This is a genomic window from Mesoterricola silvestris, from assembly GCF_030295405.1.
Lineage (GTDB): Bacteria > Acidobacteriota > Holophagae > Holophagales > Holophagaceae > Mesoterricola > Mesoterricola silvestris.
This window is the reverse complement of sequence record NZ_AP027080.1, coordinates 4,262,969-4,279,363: the sequence shown is the minus strand read 5'-3', so window position 1 is coordinate 4,279,363 and position 16,395 is coordinate 4,262,969. Positions and strand designations below refer to the sequence as shown.

Sequence of the window (16,395 nt, the reverse complement as noted above, 5' to 3'; positions counted from 1 at the left end):
CCAGGGCGAACGTCCGGGACCCGTACGTTCCCGCATCCAAGCCGTCCCCGCAGAACCGGGGGTTAGTCGACGGTTATGGACTTCGAAACGTTCTTTGGGCTATCGGGATGGACGCCGTGGTCCACCACCTTGAGTCCATCCAGGTACTCCATCTTCAGCACCGACATGCGGAAGGCCAGGCGCTGAAGCATGATCGAGGCGGCGAACACGAAGAGGTTGCCGTCGGAGGAGGGGGGGACCTCCAGGTACTTGGACCAGTAGCGGTCCTGCCCGGAGGGCCTGCCCGCCACGGCCATGGCCAGTTCGGCGTTGCGCTCGGCGATGAGCAGGATATCGGCGCCCCGGATCTTGTGGGTGTGGATCTGGCTGATGGTGATGCGCACATCCCGCTCGTCCGAAGGGCACACGAACAGCAGGGGGTAGTTGGAGAAGTGGGCCTCCACCAGTTCGGGCCAGGTGCGCAGGGCCTCCATGCCGCCGGCGAAGGGCCGTCCGTCCCGCTTGGCCTCGTAGCCCTCCAGGAGCCCGGCCAGGTCGCCGATGGAGAAGAGCGTGTTCTTCCCCAGGATGGTGTTGGGGCCGTGCTTGAATTCGGCGGCGTCGTAGCCCTCGGCGTGGTTGAGGACCACCTCGCGGATCTTCAGGGCGCCCTCCCGGGCCAGGCCGATGAGGCCGGTGCCCAGGATGTGCAGGGAGGGCTCCAGGTGGAGGCGCAGGGCGGCCTCCTCCACGTCGGGGCCGCAGGTCTCCAGGGTGCGGGTGACCAGGTCGGCCGCGTCCCGCAGCTTGGCGGCGATCTTGCGCTCGGTGAGGGAGAAGGAGGCGGCGATGACGTAGAGGACGGCGATCTGGTTGAGGAAGCTCTTGGTGGCGGCCACGGCGATCTCGGGACCGCAGAGGATGGGCAGGTAGAACTCCACCAGTTCCTGGGGGATCCGGCTGTTCTCGTTGTTCACCAGGGCGATGCGGCGCAGGGAGGGGATGCGGGCCTGCACGTCCTGGAAGATGTCCACCAGGTCCTTGGTCTCCCCGGACTGGGTGATGCCGATGAGCAGGTCCCCGGGGGCCAGGGTGTTCAGGTACATGGACCGGAACGTGCCGGGGTTCACGGGGAACACCCCGATGCCGGAGAGGTTGTTGAAGAAGTAGGCCGCCACCAGGGAGGCGTGGTGGGAGGTGCCCGAGGCCACCAGGAAGACCCGGCCGGTGGCGGTGCGGATGGCGTGCACCAGGTCCTGCAGGTGGCGGGTCACCCGGCGCTGCTTCTTCCACACGGTCAGGTGATCGTAGAGGGCCACGTCGTCGCCCGCGCCGGGTTCCAGGCGCAGCAGGTCCGCCATCAGGGCGCGCTCGTCGGAGACCGGGCCCGCCGGGCCCAGGGCGGCGCGGTGGGGCCGCACCCAGGCGGAAAGCTCCAGGTGCAGAGGATCGGCGCGCAGGCCCCGGAAGGCGTCCCGCAGGCCGGATTCGTCCACGGCCTCGTGCAGGGCGGCGACCTTGGCCAGCAGGGCCTTGCACAGGTCCAGGCGCTCCTCGAAGGCGTGGAAGAGGCCTTCGGTGGCGGGGTCCGTGAAGTAGTACCGGAGGATCCCCTCCAGGTTCTCCGGGGAGGAGGCGATCTCCTGGTCCATGAAGTGGCGGAAGGGGGCCCTCAGGCCGGTGTCGCGCACGTTGAGCTTGGACCGCTTGGGCCGGGGCGTGGAGAAGGCCAGGGGCCCCGCGAGCGGGAAGACCGCATACGCCCGCTCCGTGAACCAGAGGCCCTCCCCTTCGGCGAGGGGGATGAGCATCCGCGTCTTGCTGAGCACCGAGGTGAGGTCGCTGGAGACCACCACGAACTCCCCGAAGGCGTCCGTGCCCAGGCCCGCGTACAGGGAGGATCCGGACTTCACCGCCACCACCCCGGGGACCCGGGGGTCGCAGAAGGCGGCGGCGTACGAGCCCTCGCCCTTGGCGTCGGCCTTGCGCGCCGCGTCGATGAGGAGCACCGCGGCTTCCGGGACGTCGCCGCGGCGAACCCCCTCAAGCACGGGGCCGGGGGCCTCCAGGTTGGCCGCGTAGAACTCCTCCGCGACGTGGGTGATCATCTCGCCGTCGTTGTCGGAGACGACCCGGTGGCCCCGCTCCCCCAGCCAGGTCTTGAGGGCGTCGGTGTTGGAGATGTTGCCGTTGTGGGCGCCCACCATTTCCACCTTGCAGCGCACGTGGTGGGGCTGGCTGTTCACGTCGGTGACGGCGCCGTAGGTGGCCCAGCGCACCTGGCCGATGAAGCGCTGCCCCGCCTCCCGGTCCATGCCCAGGTCCACGACGACGCGGCTGGGCGCGCCCACCTTCTTGAGGAGGCGGATGGCGCCGCCGGCGCCCACGAAGGCCCCGCCCGTGGAGTCGTACCCGCGGTACTCCAGGCGCTTGAGGAGCTCGCCCCCCTCGGAGCCGAGGCAGGGGTTCTCCGCCCCGTAGCAGATGGAAACGATTCCACACATGGCGGATCTCCTAGCTGTGATGGGCCTGGAATTCGGCGTAGGTGCCCTGGAAGTCCTCGATGCCGTCGTCGGTGATGTTCCAGATGCGGGTGGCCACCTCGTCGATGAGGTCCTCGTCGTGCGTGACCAGGATGACGGTGCCCTCGTAGCGCTGCAGGGCGGTGTTGAGGGCGATGACGGCCTCCAGGTCCAGGTGGTTCGTGGGCTCGTCCAGCACCAGGAAGTTGGGCTTCTGGAGCATGAGCTTGCAGAACATGAGGCGGCAGCCTTCGCCTCCGGAGAGGACCTCGGTGCGCTTCATGCCCTCCTCGCCCCGGAAGAGCATCTGCCCCAGGACGCCGCGGATCTGCTCCACCAGGGCGTCGGGGTCGAACTGCCGGAGCCAGTCCACCAGGGCGTAGCCCCCGGGGATGGATTCCCGGAAGTCCTGGGCGAAGTACCCCACGTTCACCTCGTGGCCCCATTTCACCGTGCCCGAGTCGATGGCGCGGTCGGCCTCGGTCACCTGGGGCGCGTTGGCCAGCAGGGCCTTGAGCAGGGTGGACTTGCCGGCGCCGTTCCGGCCCACCAGGGCGATCTTCTCGCCCCGGCCGACGTTGGCGGTGAAGTTGCGGATCACCTCCTGGCGGCCATCCTCCTGGTCGTACCCCTTGCACACGTCCTCGAACTCCAGGGCGTGGCGGCCCCCGGGCTTGTTCTGGCCGAACATGATGTAGGGGCGCTGGATGTTGCTGCGGGCCAGGTCGTTGGGGGTGAGGCGCTCCACCTCCTTGCGGCGGGAGTTCACCTGGCTGCTGCGGGTGCCCGCGGCGAAGCGCTGGATGAAGTCGTTGAGCTGGGCGATCTTCTTCTCGCGCTGGGTGTTCTCGGACTCCAGGCGGGACCGGATCTGCATCTTCTGCAGGACCATGTCGTCGTAGCCGCCGGTGTACTGGATGATGGTCTGGTAGTCGATGTCGGCGATATGGGTGCAGATGGCGTTGAGGAAGTGCCGGTCGTGGGAGATGACCACCAGCGAACCCTTGTACCGGGACAGGAAGTTCTCCAGCCAGTGGATGGAGTCCAGGTCCAGGTGGTTGGTGGGCTCGTCCAGGAGCAGGGCCTCCGGGTTCCCGAAGAGGGACTGGGCCAGGAGCACCCGCACCTTCTGGCCGCCCTGGATCTCGCCCATGGTGCGCTCGTGGAAGGCCTCGGGGACGCCCAGGCCGTCCAGGAGGATGGCCGCGTCGGCCTCGGCGGTGTAGCCGTCCTCGTCGGCCACGATGCCTTCGAGCTCGCCCAGGCGCATGCCGTCGGCGTCGGTCATGTCGGTCTTCTCGTAGATGCGGTCCCGCTCCTGCAGGGCCTCCCACAGGGGCTTGTTGCCCATGATGACGGTGTCGATGACCCGGAAGGCGTCGAAGGCGAACTGGTCCTGGGCCAGCACGCCCATCTTCTTCGGGCGCTGGATCAGGCCGGTGGTGGGCTCCATCTCCCCGGTGAACAGCTTGATGAAGGTGGACTTGCCGCTGCCGTTCGGGCCCGTGAGGCCGTAGCGGCGCCCGGGCTGGAACGCGGTGGTCACGTCCTCGAAGAGGATCCTCGCGCCGAAGCGCATGGTCACGTTTTGGGCACCGAGCATGTTTCCCCCAGAACCCTATATTTTACCAGGGATTCAACGATTCCGCGAGCCCTGGTACCGCCGGGCCCCCGCCGCCAGCACCTGCGCGGCCAGGAGCAGGAGGCCGGCGTCCCGGAGGATCGCCCAGCGCATGTCGGCCACCCGCTCCTCCACGGAGCGGGCCGCGGCCTGGGTGGAAAAGCACCCGCAGTCCACGGGGTGGTGCCGGGCGAGGTTGATGGACAGGGCCGCGAGGAAGGCCAGGAGCAGGACCCCGAGCCAGGCCGCGGCGGCCCGGGTCCAGAGGCCCAGGCACAGGGCCACCCCGCACAGGAGCTCCAGCCAGGGCAGCACCAGGGCCGAGGGGTTCACGGCCCAGGCCGGGAAGAGCTGGTAGTTCCAGATGGCCTTGGCGAAGCCCGGGGGGTCGGCGATCTTGGGCAGGGCCGCCACGACGAACACCGCCCCCAGGGCGATCTGGGCCCGCACGGTGATCCAGGGATGGACGAGGCGCCGCATCATGGCCGGGGCCCCCGGGCCACGGGGCGGCCCTTGGCGGTCCAGTCCGGGAAGCCGTCGGTGTACACCAGCAGGTTCCGGTAGCCCAGGGCCTGGAGCTTGGCGGCCAGCAGCCTGGAATCCTCGCATCCGCTGGAGCAGTAGACCACGATGGGGTCCTTCATGCCGGGGTTGGCCCGGGCCTCGAATTCCGTGATGCGCCGGTCGCAGTCGACTTCCCACACGGGGGCGCTCCAGGCGCCCTGCACATGCCCGTCCTCGAATTCCGCCGATCGCCGGGCGTCCAGGAAGAGGACGTGTTTCGCGAAGGCCAGGGAGGCCTCCTGGGAGGTGATCTGCCTCACCGCCTGGGTCGCGGAGGGCAGGAGGGGATCGGCGGCCCGGGGCGCGGGCCCAGCCGCCCGGGCGGCCTCGGGCCTGACCGCCCGGGCGGTTTCGGGCCTAGCCGCCCGGGCGGTTTCGGGCCTGGCCGCACGGTCGTCCGTAAGTCTGGCCGACGGGGTGGCCTCGAGCTCCGCCGCCGGAGCGGCCCCGGGTGGGTCCACGGGAGGGAGGGGCTCCACGGGGGCCTGGCCCAGCCAGTCCAGTTTCCGCCGGGGGGGGGCGAATCGGTTGGCCGCGGTGCCCAGGAGGCCCGCCGCGGCCACGAAGGCCAGGGCGCGGAGGGAGAATTGGGCGTAGCGGTTCATGGGCACCGTCAATTCTTGACGGGCGGGTCCCCCGGATCAAGGCCTTCTTTTTCCAAGGGAATCCCCTTCAGGCAAGGGGAACCTTCCGGCGGGCCCCCGCCGGCGGGCGTTCCAGGGCCCGCAACTGCTGCCTCCAGGAAGCGTGGTCCAGGTCCAGGCCGATGACGACGGCGGCCAGGGGGGCCGGGGCGCCGCTGGCCGGGGCGGGAAGGGGGCTGATCTCCAGGCGGCCATCGGCCAGTTGGAAGGCCCACCGGTCGCTGCCGTCGTTCCGGGCCGGCCAGCCCTGGAAGGCGCAGACGCCCTTGGCGCGCAGCACCTCCCCCCGTTCCGGGGGGCGCAGGAAGAGGGCTTCCAGGGCATCGGGGTCCACCGGATGGTCCCAGCGCAGGGTCAGGGCCCGGGCCTGGGCGAAGCTGGGGCCTCCGGCGGGGGCGGGGGCTTCGGGGAGGATGCCCGACCAGGGGTCGGGGCCGCCTTCCGGGGCCACGCCCATGCGGGTGCGCAGGATGGCGTGGCCGGGGAAGGCGCTGCGCAGCTGGCTCTCCCAGGCCAGTGCCATGCTGGGGTCCAGGTCGGCCTTGCTCACGTAGCAGAGGCTGGCCAGCCCGGCCTGGCGGCGCAGGAGGACCTTCTGCTCCAGGTGCCCCAGGGGGGCCAGGGCGGAGATGACCGTGAGGCAGCCCGCGAGGCGGATGCCGGCCAGGGCGGGGTCCTCCTCCAGGTCCACCAGGTCCGTGGGGTCCGCCAGGCCCGTGGTTTCCAGCACCACCCGGTCCGGGCGCCGGTCCCCGGGCAGGGAGGCCCAGTCCGCGAGCACCTTGACCACGTCGGCCTTCAGGCTGCAGCAGGCGCATCCGTTCACCAGGTTGGCGATGTCGGCCAGTTCGGGGCGCTCGGCGTCCACCAGGACGCCGTCGACGCTCACGGATCCGAATTCGTTGATGAGCACGGCGACCTTGCCCCCGCGCTGGAGCTCGGCCTTGAGGAGGCGGTTCACCACCGTCGTCTTGCCGGAACCGAGGGGACCTGTGACCAGGAGGACTTCGAGCATCGGGGACCTTTTCGTTGCCAGGCTCAATCATGGCAGACTGGGACCATGGACCTGGTGGACAGCAGCTATCTGGGGGCCGTCGCCCTCGCGGGCGCCGTGGCCCGGGCCCTGGCGCGGGGCCTGCCCCCGGACTGGCGCCTTCGCCTGGAGGCCGCGGCCCCGGAGGACCTGCCCGAAGGCTGGCTCTGGCTCCACGCCGTGAGCGTGGGGGAGCTCCTGCTGGCCGAGGGGATCCTGGCGGTGCTGCGGGACCGGGGCCACCACGTGCATGTGACCACCGGCACCGCCAACGGCCTGGCCCTCCTGGAGCGGCGCCTGGCGGGGTGGGACGGGGGCACGGGCCGGGTCACCGGCGGCGCCTTCCCCCTGGACGATCCCCGGGGCCTGGCCTCCTTCCTGAAGGTGCCCCCCGGGGCCTTCGTGTGCCTGGAAACGGAGATCTGGCCCAATCTCCTGCGGGAACTGGAGGCCCTGGGGGTGCCCAGGTGCGTGGTGAACGGCCGCCTCACCCGGCGCAGCCTCCAACGGGGCGGAGCCTGGATGGCCCGGGCCGCCTCGCGTCTCACGGTGGTCGCCGCCCGGGACGAGGCCTCGGCCGCCCTCTTCCGGGAACTGGGGGCCCCCCGGGTGGAGCTGGGCGGCAACCTCAAGGCCGATCTGCCCCCGCCCCGGCCCCTGCACGGGGGCTGGGCCCACCTGCGCCGGGGCTGGGCGGCCTCCGCGATCCTGGTGGCCGGCAACACGGTGGAGGGCGAGGAGACGCTTGTGCTGGAGGCCTGGGACGCCGCCCGGAAGCGGCACCCGCACCTGCGCCTGATCCTGGCCCCGCGCCAGCCCCGGCGCTTCCAGGAGGCCGCCGGCCTGTTGGCGGGCCGGGCCTTCCGCCGGGCCTCGGAGGTCTGGCCCCAGACCCCCGGCGCCTGGGAGGCCTGCGACATCCTCCTGCTGGATACCCTGGGGGACCTGGCTTCGGCCTACCGGGAAGGCACCCTGGCCCTGGTGGCCGGGGGCTGGACCTGGCACGGCGGCCACAATCCCCTGGAACCGGTGCGCTGGGGCCTGCCGACCCTGGTGGGACCCGGTTTCACCAATTTCGAGGACCTGGTGGGCCCCCTGCGGGACGCGGGGCTGGTGGAGGTCGTCCCGGCGGAGCGCCTGGGGCCAAGGATCTGTGATCTGTTGGATTCGCTTCCCTTGCGCCCAGCGGAGGGCGGCAATCCGGTCCCCTACCCGGAGGGGCTCGCGGGTTCTTTAGAAAAAACCGTAGCCATTCTTAAGAATTGCCTACCCCCTCTCCGATAAGGTATCGTCGGCCATCCCGGAGTCCCGCCATGTCCACGCTTCCCCCCAATGTGCTCCTGATCGACGACGACGTGGCCGTTCTGGGAATGGTGGGCGACGCCCTCACGCACTTCGGCATGAAGGTGCACGCCTTTTCGGAGGGGGACCGCGCCCTGCACCTCCTGGAGGACCCCGCCTCGCCCCTGTTCGACCTGGTGATCTCGGACATCAACATGGAGGGCATGGACGGCTTCGACGTGATCAACCGCGTGAAGGCCACCCGTCCCAGCCTGCCGGTGGTGCTCATGACGGGCCAGGCCAGCCTGGACTACGCCATCCGGGCCATGCGCATGGGCGCCTCCAACCTGTTCCAGAAGCCCCTGACCATCCGGGAACTGGTCAACAGCGTCTTCCACCTGGTGGACCTGCACCGGGAGATCCGCCTGGCCGAAACGGGCCTCCGGGGCATGACCGAGGAGCGCCGATGCTTCCGGATCCATGCCGGGGAACTGGACATCCCCAGCCTCGTCGCCCATCTCACGGACCGCCTCGTGCCCATGGACTTCGCCACGGCCTCCAACGTGGACGTCATCGGGATGGCGTTCCACGAGGCGCTGGTCAACGCCCTGGAGCACGGGTGCCTGGAACTGGACTCCGGCACCAAGGGCGATATCTTCGCGGAGACCGACGCCTACGCCACCCAGTTCCAGAAGCGCCTCGCCGACCCCCACTACGCCGGCCGCCTCATCGAGGTGGAGAGCGTCCTCACCGCCGAAAGCTTCACGGTGACCATCCAGGACGGGGGCCCGGGCTTCGACACCTCCACGGTGTCCACCCTCTCCGACATGGATCTGAACAAGCAGTGCGGCCGCGGCCTCCCGCTGATCCTCCTGGTCATGGACAAGGTGGTCCACAACGAAAAAGGCAACGCCATCACGCTCGTCCTCAACAAGAAGGACGCGGCCTCGTAATCGCACGTGTCCCGGACGTTCGACCCGGGTCGTTGCCGCGGGCAAGCCCGCGGCAACGGAAGGCTCGCGTCCCATTCATGGGGCTGTGTTGTCACCCATTGGCCCCGACCCACCTGGGGGGACCGCTTCGCGTGGTTGGGCGGGTGGGGTGAGTCGCGCCTAGGCTGAATAGGTGATGGGGCCACCGCTCAGTGTCGGCGCCCGGCGGCACCGGGAGGGAATACGCGAAACACAGGCCCAAGGTTCCTCCCGCCATCTCCGTCATCGCCGGCTTGTGCGGCGAGGACGGAACGGGGCGGAGGTTTGGGACAGGCTCCTAGAGCGCCTGCTGGATGAAGGCCTTGAGCTGGGGCTTGGCCTGGCCGCCGACCTTCTGGTCGACCTTCTTGCCGTCCTTGAAGAGAAGGAGGGTGGGGATGGACATGACGCCGAACTGGCCGGCGACGACGGGGTTCTCGTCCACGTTGATCTTGACGATCCGGGCCTGGGACTGGAGTTCGCCGGCGAGCTCGTCCAGGATGGGGGCGATCATGCGGCAGGGGCCGCACCAGGGGGCCCAGAAGTCCACGAGCGTGACGCCCGTGGCGACGGTCTGCTGGAAGTCGGCGTCGGTGATGTGCTTGACTAGGTCTGACATGGATCTCCTCGTGGGTCGTAGAGCGGCCGGATGCGGCCGGCTCAGGGAATGGGGAACAGGTTGTCCTGGGTCATGCCTCCCCCCCATTGGGCAAGCGTGAACACGGTCATGTACCGCTCGTTGGTTTCGCGCAGGCGCTGGGTCAGCACCTCGCAGAGGGCGTAGAGGACCTTCAGGGCGATGCCGTGGTTGGCCTCGATGAGGGTCCGCAGTTCCCGGAGCGGTATGAAGAAGGCCTCGCTGGGGACGTTGGCCACGGCGTCGGCGGCGCGGGTGGAGAAGTCCACCAGGGCCATCTCGCCGAAGAAGGCGTTGGGTTCGAGGATGGCCAGGGCCTCCTCGCCGGTGGCGGTGTGCTTGGAGATGCGCACGGTGCCGTCGATCACGATGTACAGCCCATCCCCCGCGTCCCCTTCCCGGAAGATGACCTCCTCCGGGCGGTAGCTGCGCACCTGGCCGATGGTGAGCACCTGGGCACGCTCCGTCTCGTCCAGATCCCTGAACAGCGGAGAGTCTCGGAGGAATTGTGTACTAATCAATGGGCGTCCAGGTGAACGTGACCGACGATGTCGAGGCCGAAGCCACGGAGACCAATATACTTCTTTTCCGCCCTGCTCAGGAGCCGCATTTCTTTAACTCCAAGGGACACAAGAATATGAGCCCCTACTCCCACATCCCGATCGCTGAGGGGGGCCTGGGGCGGGATTTCCGGGTCGGTGCCGGGGCGGCGGAGGTAGACCAGGACGCCCCGGCCCTCGGTGCGGATGGCGTCCATGGCTTCGTGGAAGGGGGTGGGGGCCAGCTTGCCGAAGCCGTCCAGGTCGTCCGGCAGGGTCTCCTGGTGCACCCGCACAAGGGGAGCCGGGCCCCCCTCCACCTCGCCCAGCACGTAGGCGAAGTGCTGGCTGCCATCCAGGAGGCTCTCGAACCGGTGAACCTTCAGGGTGCCCCAGGCCGTCTCCCGCACCGTGGTGCCCACGCGCCGGATGATGGGATCCACCCGGAGGCGGTGGGCCACCAGGGCGGCCACGGTCACCAGGGGCAGGTCGAACTTCTGGCAGAACGGCACCAGATCGGGGACCCGGGCCATGGTGCCGTCGTCCTTCATGATTTCGCAGATGACGCCCGAGGGGTGCAGGCCCGCCAGGCGCGCCAGGTCCACGGAGGCCTCCGTCTGGCCGGTGCGGGCCAGGACGCCGCCGGGCTTGGCCCGCAGGGGGAACACGTGGCCGGGTTTCACGAAATCCGTGGCCTTGGCCCCGGGGGCCACCAGGGCCTGGATGGTGCGGGAGCGGTCGTGGGCGGAGATGCCCGTGGAGGTGCCCTCCCGGGCCTCGACGCTCACGCAGAAGGCGGTCTCGAAGGGGCTGGTGTTGTCCTGGACCATCTGGGGGATGTGGAGGTGGTCCAGGAGCGGGCCCTCCAGGGCGGTGCAGATGAGCCCCCGGCCGTGGGTCGCCATGAAGGCGATGGCCTCCGGGGTGACGTGTTCGGCGGCCAGGGTCAGGTCGCCCTCGTTCTCCCGGTCCTCGTCATCCACCACCACGACCATCCTTCCCTGGCGGATGGCCTCGATGGCCGATTCGATGGAGGAGAAAGGTGTGCTCACGGCAGATCCCAAAACGTCATTGTATTTCAGAACGGTGCCCCGCCCCCGGGGAACCTGGGGGGGCCTCGGGGCATCCAACCATCAGGCGCACCTGGAAGGGGGATCATGCTAGGATTTTGTCCAAGCATACATTTATGAGAGAGGGGATCTCCATGTCCCAGGGTCTTATCCAAGGTTCGATGCGCGAGGCGCCCCTGCCGGATATCATCCAGCTGGTGAGCCAGGGCGGAAAGACCGGCTGTTTCCATGTGTCCGAGGAGCTGCACAAGGCGCGGATCTACCTGAAGGACGGCCGCATCGTGCATGCGGTATCCAACGACTGCGAGGGCCTGGACGCCATCTACGAGGTGGCGCTGTGGCTGGACGGCCACTACCACTTCGAGGAGAACGACCCCGGCGTCGAGGTGACCATCACCAAGCCGAACCCGTCCATCCTCATGGAAATGCACCGCCGCATGGACGAGTGGCGGGTCATCAGCCAGAAGATCCCGTCCCTGGACCTGCACCCCCACACCACCCTCCTTCCCGGCGAGACGCCCTCGGGCGTGAACCCGCGGGAGGCCCGGCTCCTGACCCTGGCCACGGGGTACTACACCGTCGCCGAACTGGCCGAGGTGCTGGAGAAGCCCGTGCTGAACATCGCCAAGGACCTCTACGGCCTCGTCATGGGCGGCCACGTGGTGCTCAAGGGCGTGCGCAGCGGCAAGCGTCCCGAGGTGCCCGGGAAACCCGCCCCCGCGGCGGAGAAGCCCCAGCCGGCCCCTCCACCGCCCCCGGCGGAGCCCGAGCCCGCCCCGGTGGTCACCGAGCCCGTGGGCCTCGCCCCGGATCCGCCGTCCCTGCCCGCGGAGCCCGAGATGCCCGTGCGGGTGGAGCTGCGGCCCGCCCACGCCGCGCCCCGGCCCCTGGCCCCGGCCCAGGATCCGGTGCGCCTGGCCAAGCTCACCAACTTCACCCAGCGCATCGTCCAGACAGCCAAGGGGGCCCTGCCGCCGGAGCACCACGAGATGGTGAACCGCCTGCAGGCCAAGGCGAACCAGCAGCTCGTCGCCGGCGAAGGCCCCGAGGCGGTCAAGAACCTGGCCCTCGCCGTTTCCCGGGGGGCGGTGGACGCCGGGTGCGACGGTGATACCGTCAAGAACCTCAACGCCCACCTGAAGGCCCTCTTCGCCAAGTAGCACCCCGGAAAGCCCGCATGACTCGATCCCGCCTGTTCCCCGCCCTCACCGCCCTTTTCGCGCTCCTGGGCACCCTGGCCTGCGTGGATCCCAAGCCGGGCGACACCAGCACCACGCCCCTCTACGTCTACGACAACGCCAGCCATCAGGTGCTGGCGTGGGACGACATCAACACCATCGCGGACCTGGCCGCGGACAGTTCCGCGCCGGCCGCGGCCCGGACCATCAAGGGCGACGCCATCACGAACCTGGGCACCCTGGCCTGGGGGGGGATGGTGCTGAACACCAACAGCAACAACCTGTACCTGATCAGCGAGACCGGCGGCGTGGTGCGCGTCAACAACGCCAGCAACCAGAACGGCACCCTCAGCTCCACCACGGACATCGCCACGTTCACCCTGGGCAACACCAGCTCCGATCGCCTGGCGTCGTCCGTGTTCTCCCAGGCGGCCCTGGACACGTCCTCGGGCACCCTCTACGTGCTGGAGACGGGTTCCAGCAACGCCTGGCGCATCTGGGTCGTGAGCAACCCGGATTCCATCCTCTCGGGCACCGTGGCCCCGGCGGGCACGTACCTGGACAGCACCATCACCCAGGACACCGGGGGCGCCGCCATCGCCGCCACGGGCTCCGGCAACCTCATCGGGTTCTTCCGCAGCGGGTCCACCGTTCCCGACACCCTGGGCGTGCTCAACGGGGGACCGCGCCTGCGCCTCTCGTCGGGCACCGCGTTCCAGTACAACACCCAGGTGCTCGTGGGCGACGGCACGAAGCTGTGGGACGGGTCCAACACCCCCGCCAACGCCTCCCTGGCCTACGACACCACCTTCAACCGCCTCTACGTGGCCCGGCCCATCGCCTCCGGCAACGCGGTGCTGGCCTTCAACCAGGGGCAGTTCACCCTCGGGAACATGAACCAGGCCCCCTACGGGGCCCTGCCCGACACCGCCACGGCCCTGGCCGGCCTGCGCTTCCTCGCCCACGCCCAGGTGAAGGACTGGATGGCGGGGGCCGACTTCACCGCCTCCACCACCGGCTCGGGCACGGGCGCCAACATCCTGCGGATCTGGAAGAGCCCCTCCTCCGCGGCCGCCTCCGTGCGGTACTACCTGGGCACCGGGGTGGAGATCCGCGGCCTGGCCCTGGACGGGAGCAAGTAGGATGGTCTTCTACCGGCTCCTGGGCCTGCTGATCCGCGACGTGGTGAACGATCTGTTCCGGCACCGGGGCCAGCATTTCCTGGCCGTGCTCACCCTGGCCTCGGGCCTGCTCCTGGCCGGCGGAGGCCTGCTGGTGGTGCAGGGGCTGGACCGGTGGGTCTCGCGCATGGAGGGCCTGGCCCGCATCACCATCTTCGCCAACGAGGGCGGCGGCCTGGACCAGGCCGAAGGCCAGCTCCGCCGGGACCCGCGCTTCGCGAGCGTCAAGCGCATCTCCTCCCAGGAGACCACCCGCAGGTTCCTGGAGACCACCCGGGACGCGGGCCTCATGCTCAAGAGCCTGGGCGAGCCCATCCCCGAGACCCTGGAACTGAGCCTGCGCCCGGACCTTCTGGCGGCGCGCAAGGCCATCGACGTGGGGGAGAGCCTGCGCTCCCTGCCCGGGGTGGGTGACGTGGTGGTGGATCAGGAGCGCCTGGAGGGGCTCCAGAAGACGGCCCGCCTCATGCGGTCGGCGCTCAGTTCCTTCGGCGTCCTGCTCCTGGTGGCCGCCGGCTTCGCCACCGGCAACGTCATCCGCATGTGCATCATGACCCGCGAGGAGGAGATCACCATCATGCGCCTGGTGGGAGCCACCGAGGGCTTCATCCGCACCCCCCTCCTGGTGGAAGGCGGCGTGCTGGGCCTCCTGGCATCCATGGTGGCGGTGCTGGGCCTCCTGGGCCTATGGTGGCCCGTGGCCCACGGCATGGGCCGCCTGTCGCCCCTCCTGGTGGAACTGGCGAGGCTGGGCTTCTTCTCGCCGGGCAACCTGGCCCTGATCGGCCTCATCGGCACCGCCACCGGCGCCCTGGGCGCCCTCTGGGGCTTCTGGACCACCCAGCGGGCCATGCGCAAGTCCGAGGCCCTCATGGAGCAGCGGGGCGCCTAGGGAGTGTTCGGCAATTTATAGACTCAACGGAAGGCCCATCGAAACGATTAAACGCTGAGGCGCTGGGGACTCGCTGGGGCGCTGGGAAAAGAAGGAAAAGCGGGTGGATGCCCACTTCGCCCAGATCAATACGCGGTTGCGTTTCTCCGGTCTGGGGGTTGGCCTGTTTCTGAACGTCCGCGCCTGGCCCCTCATGGATGGCGGGATCCGCCGGGGCGTTCACACCCGGGCTTGACCCCCAGCGCCCCAGCGAGATCCCTGCGCCCCAGCGTTTCATCTTTTCGCCTGGATTCTCCGGCGCAACAGGTTCGTGCGTTGCCAGGACACTCACCTTCCAGGCACCATGCCCCGAAGGGGATCGGGTATAAGCCATCCTTGTCCACAGATTCCGACCAAGACCCTAGCCTTTCAGTAGGCCTTCCGCCCTTCCCAGGGCCCCATGGGTGGCGCCCAGGGCGATGCGGTCCCCCGCCTGGAGCCGGAAACCCGCCTGGGCGGGGAACCATTGGCCGCCCCGCTGGACGGCCAGAATCCCCGTGTTTTCCGCGTCCTCCAGGGCCAATTGCAGATCGGCCAGGGGACGGCCGACGAAGGGGGATCCCACGGCCAGGGGAAGGGTCGCCAGGGACGCCTCGGTTTCGGCCGGGCCCTGGCGCCAGGGCTGCCGGACGCCATCCAGGAGCCATTGGATGCCGAAGCGGGGCGCGGGGCGCGCCGGAATCCGGCCCAGGATGCCCACGCACACCAGGATGCCCACCGCCAGGGCCAGGGCGGGGCCCCGGGGCAGCAGGGGCTGCACCACGGCGAAGCTGGGGGCGGCCAAGGCCAGGAGCAGGGCCGTGCGCAGCCCGGCGGTGGCGGCGAGCTGGGCGGTGCGGCGGTGCAAGGCCCAGCCCAGGAAGGCCAGGCCCAGCATAAGCAACCCTCCGGCGGCGAGGGGCTGGGCGCGCACCAGGGGGTGGTGCCGCACCTGGCTGGCGCCGATGGCGAGGAGATTGAAGAGAACCGCGTCCAGGAGGAGGTAGCCCACGGGGAGGCCCCTGGGACCGCGGGGGGCGCGCCGGCGCAGGCCCGTGGTCCATCCCTGGATCCGGGCGAGGGCGCGGTGCGCCGGGGCGGGAAGAGCCCGGTCGAAGCCGCGGGCGATGGCCTCCCCCCGGCGGAAGAAGAAGGGGCCCGCCACGGCGGTCACGAAGGCCACGCCCACCACCACGGGCAGGGCCTGGGGAAAGCGCAGGCCCGCCGCGGCGCCCACCCCCACCAGGACGAAGGAAAGCTCGCCGGGCTGGGCCAGGGTGAGGCCCACCCGCAGGCCGGTGGGCGCCGGGATGCCCGCCGCCGCGGCCCCCAGGGCGCCTCCGGCCGCACTGCCCAGGAGCACCACGGCGGAAAGGAGGAGGATCGGGCCCGCCTGCCCCGCCAGGACCCGCGGATCCATGAGCATGCCCACCGCCACGAAGAAGATGGCGCCGAAGAGATCCCGCACGGGGATCACCAGGCGCTCGATGGGGCGCACCCGCCGGCTGCCGGCCGCGAGCATCCCCGCCGCGAAAGCGCCCAGTGCCGGTGAACATCCGGATTTCGACGCCAGCACGGCGCAGGTGAAGCAGGCCCCCACGGCGGCCACCAGCAGGGTCTCGTCCCGGCCGTGGTCCGCGGCCCAGCGCAGCAGGGGCGGCAGGAGGAGGCCCCCCAGCCCCAGGAGGCCCGCCAGGAAGAGGCCCACCCGCGCCAGGGCCCAGCCGATGCCCCCGGACGCGGCCGACGAGGTGTCCATGCCCGCCAGGAGCAGGATGGCGAAGAGGTCCTGGACCACCAGGACCGAGAAGACCAGGTCCCGGAAGGGGCCCTTGCCGCCGTGCTCCTCGAAGAGCTTGGCGATGATCATGGTGCTGGACACCGCCAGGGCCGCGGCCATGAGCGCGCTTTCCCGCGGGCCCCAGCCCAGGCCGCGCCCCGCCAGGTACCCCAGCCAGGTGGTGAGGCCCACCTGCGCGACTCCCAGGAGGACGGCGGGGACCCCCTCCCGGGCCAGCTTGCGGAAATCGAATTCCAGGCCCACCGAGAACATCAGAAGGATGACCCCCAGTTCCGCCAGGGTCTGGACGTTCTGGAGGTGGGCCGCGAGGGGCACCGGCACGTGGGGCCCCACGATGAGGCCCGCGAGGAGGTAGCCCAGCACCGCCGGCTGGCGCAGCCTCCGGAAGAGCAGGGTGGTGAGGGCCGCCACGCCCAGGACGGTGGCAAGATCAACGATAAGCAGGTGGGAACTGGAATCCATGC

At 70.0% G+C, this 16,395-nt stretch carries 14 protein-coding genes; 5 read left to right on the top strand and 9 right to left on the bottom strand.

What is annotated here, in order from left to right; genetic code table 11:
* Positions 1–62: 62 nt before the first annotated feature.
* The 5 genes from R2J76_RS18335 to R2J76_RS18315 all read right to left on the bottom strand — a co-directional run bounded on the left by R2J76_RS18335 (position 63) and on the right by R2J76_RS18315 (position 6,345).
* On the bottom strand, positions 63–2,483 hold the full coding sequence (locus tag R2J76_RS18335) for an SIS domain-containing protein (protein WP_316413102.1): 2,421 nt from the start codon (positions 2,481–2,483) through the stop codon (positions 63–65).
* 10 nt (positions 2,484–2,493) lie between these two features.
* Positions 2,494–4,104, bottom strand: coding sequence for an ABC-F family ATP-binding cassette domain-containing protein (locus R2J76_RS18330; protein ID WP_316413101.1), 1,611 nt, complete (start codon positions 4,102–4,104; stop codon positions 2,494–2,496).
* A gap of 33 nt (positions 4,105–4,137) precedes the next feature.
* Positions 4,138–4,605 (bottom strand): MauE/DoxX family redox-associated membrane protein, encoded by a 468-nt coding sequence (locus R2J76_RS18325; RefSeq protein ID WP_316413100.1) that lies wholly within the window; start codon positions 4,603–4,605, stop codon positions 4,138–4,140.
* Complete coding sequence (locus R2J76_RS18320; RefSeq protein ID WP_316413099.1) at positions 4,602–5,291, bottom strand: rhodanese-like domain-containing protein; 690 nt, start codon at positions 5,289–5,291, stop codon at positions 4,602–4,604. The genes R2J76_RS18325 and R2J76_RS18320 overlap by 4 nt, the downstream gene beginning before the upstream one ends.
* Positions 5,292–5,358: 67 nt before the next feature.
* Positions 5,359–6,345, bottom strand: coding sequence for a CobW family GTP-binding protein (locus tag R2J76_RS18315; protein WP_316413098.1), 987 nt, complete (start codon positions 6,343–6,345; stop codon positions 5,359–5,361).
* 45 nt (positions 6,346–6,390) lie between these two features.
* On the opposite strand from R2J76_RS18315, the gene R2J76_RS18310 reads away from it, so the two are divergent.
* Both R2J76_RS18310 and R2J76_RS18305 read left to right on the top strand, forming a co-directional pair.
* Positions 6,391–7,647 carry a 3-deoxy-D-manno-octulosonic acid transferase gene (locus R2J76_RS18310; RefSeq protein WP_316413097.1) on the top strand — a complete coding sequence of 419 codons (1,257 nt, stop codon included), beginning with the start codon at positions 6,391–6,393 and terminating at the stop codon, positions 7,645–7,647.
* Positions 7,648–7,676: 29 nt separating this feature from the next.
* The gene (locus R2J76_RS18305) at positions 7,677–8,597 is read left to right on the top strand and encodes an ATP-binding response regulator (RefSeq protein WP_316413096.1); all 921 of its coding nucleotides are present in this window, start codon (positions 7,677–7,679) and stop codon (positions 8,595–8,597) included.
* Between the two features lie 316 nt (positions 8,598–8,913).
* On the opposite strand, the gene trxA is transcribed toward R2J76_RS18305, so the two are convergent.
* From trxA to ribB, 3 genes are all read right to left on the bottom strand, one after another.
* Positions 8,914–9,234: a thioredoxin gene (gene trxA / locus R2J76_RS18300; protein ID WP_316413095.1), complete on the bottom strand. Its 321-nt coding sequence runs from the start codon at positions 9,232–9,234 to the stop codon at positions 8,914–8,916.
* 41 nt (positions 9,235–9,275) lie between these two features.
* Positions 9,276–9,704 carry a Crp/Fnr family transcriptional regulator gene (locus R2J76_RS18295; protein WP_316413094.1) on the bottom strand — a complete coding sequence of 143 codons (429 nt, stop codon included), beginning with the start codon at positions 9,702–9,704 and terminating at the stop codon, positions 9,276–9,278.
* 65 nt (positions 9,705–9,769) lie between these two features.
* Entirely contained in the window at positions 9,770–10,843 is a 1,074-nt protein-coding gene (gene ribB, locus R2J76_RS18290) for a 3,4-dihydroxy-2-butanone-4-phosphate synthase (RefSeq protein WP_316413093.1), read from the bottom strand.
* 152 nt (positions 10,844–10,995) lie between these two features.
* Here ribB and R2J76_RS18285 point away from each other — a divergent pair, with 152 nt between their 5' ends.
* From R2J76_RS18285 to R2J76_RS18275, 3 genes are read left to right on the top strand one after another with little or no spacing between them, the layout of a single operon-like run.
* A complete protein-coding gene (locus R2J76_RS18285) occupies positions 10,996–12,021 on the top strand; it encodes a DUF4388 domain-containing protein (protein WP_316413092.1) in 1,026 nt (341 codons plus the stop codon).
* A gap of 17 nt (positions 12,022–12,038) precedes the next feature.
* A complete protein-coding gene (locus tag R2J76_RS18280; RefSeq protein ID WP_316413091.1) occupies positions 12,039–13,181 on the top strand; it encodes a hypothetical protein in 1,143 nt (380 codons plus the stop codon).
* Position 13,182: 1 nt separating this feature from the next.
* Complete coding sequence (locus R2J76_RS18275) at positions 13,183–14,112, top strand: cell division protein FtsX (RefSeq protein ID WP_316413090.1); 930 nt, start codon at positions 13,183–13,185, stop codon at positions 14,110–14,112.
* A gap of 400 nt (positions 14,113–14,512) precedes the next feature.
* Here R2J76_RS18275 and R2J76_RS18270 read toward each other — a convergent pair whose 3' ends face one another.
* Positions 14,513–16,393 (bottom strand): cation:proton antiporter, encoded by a 1,881-nt coding sequence (locus tag R2J76_RS18270; RefSeq protein WP_316413089.1) that lies wholly within the window; start codon positions 16,391–16,393, stop codon positions 14,513–14,515.
* Between the last annotated feature and the right edge of the window lie 2 nt (positions 16,394–16,395).

Excerpts from the sequence above, each read along its gene's own strand:
- R2J76_RS18335 (WP_316413102.1), bottom strand. The coding sequence starts at position 2,483 with ATGTGTGGAATCGTTTCCATCTGCTACGGGGCGGAGAACCCCTGCCTC.
- R2J76_RS18330 (WP_316413101.1), bottom strand. The coding sequence starts at position 4,104 with ATGCTCGGTGCCCAAAACGTGACCATGCGCTTCGGCGCGAGGATCCTC.
- R2J76_RS18325 (WP_316413100.1), bottom strand. The coding sequence starts at position 4,605 with ATGATGCGGCGCCTCGTCCATCCCTGGATCACCGTGCGGGCCCAGATC.
- R2J76_RS18320 (WP_316413099.1), bottom strand. The coding sequence starts at position 5,291 with ATGAACCGCTACGCCCAATTCTCCCTCCGCGCCCTGGCCTTCGTGGCC.
- R2J76_RS18315 (WP_316413098.1), bottom strand. The coding sequence starts at position 6,345 with ATGCTCGAAGTCCTCCTGGTCACAGGTCCCCTCGGTTCCGGCAAGACG.
- R2J76_RS18310 (WP_316413097.1), top strand. The coding sequence starts at position 6,391 with ATGGACCTGGTGGACAGCAGCTATCTGGGGGCCGTCGCCCTCGCGGGC.
- R2J76_RS18305 (WP_316413096.1), top strand. The coding sequence starts at position 7,677 with ATGTCCACGCTTCCCCCCAATGTGCTCCTGATCGACGACGACGTGGCC.
- trxA (WP_316413095.1), bottom strand. The coding sequence starts at position 9,234 with ATGTCAGACCTAGTCAAGCACATCACCGACGCCGACTTCCAGCAGACC.
- R2J76_RS18285 (WP_316413092.1), top strand. The coding sequence starts at position 10,996 with ATGTCCCAGGGTCTTATCCAAGGTTCGATGCGCGAGGCGCCCCTGCCG.
- R2J76_RS18280 (WP_316413091.1), top strand. The coding sequence starts at position 12,039 with ATGACTCGATCCCGCCTGTTCCCCGCCCTCACCGCCCTTTTCGCGCTC.
- R2J76_RS18275 (WP_316413090.1), top strand. The coding sequence starts at position 13,183 with ATGGTCTTCTACCGGCTCCTGGGCCTGCTGATCCGCGACGTGGTGAAC.
- R2J76_RS18270 (WP_316413089.1), bottom strand. The coding sequence starts at position 16,393 with ATGGATTCCAGTTCCCACCTGCTTATCGTTGATCTTGCCACCGTCCTG.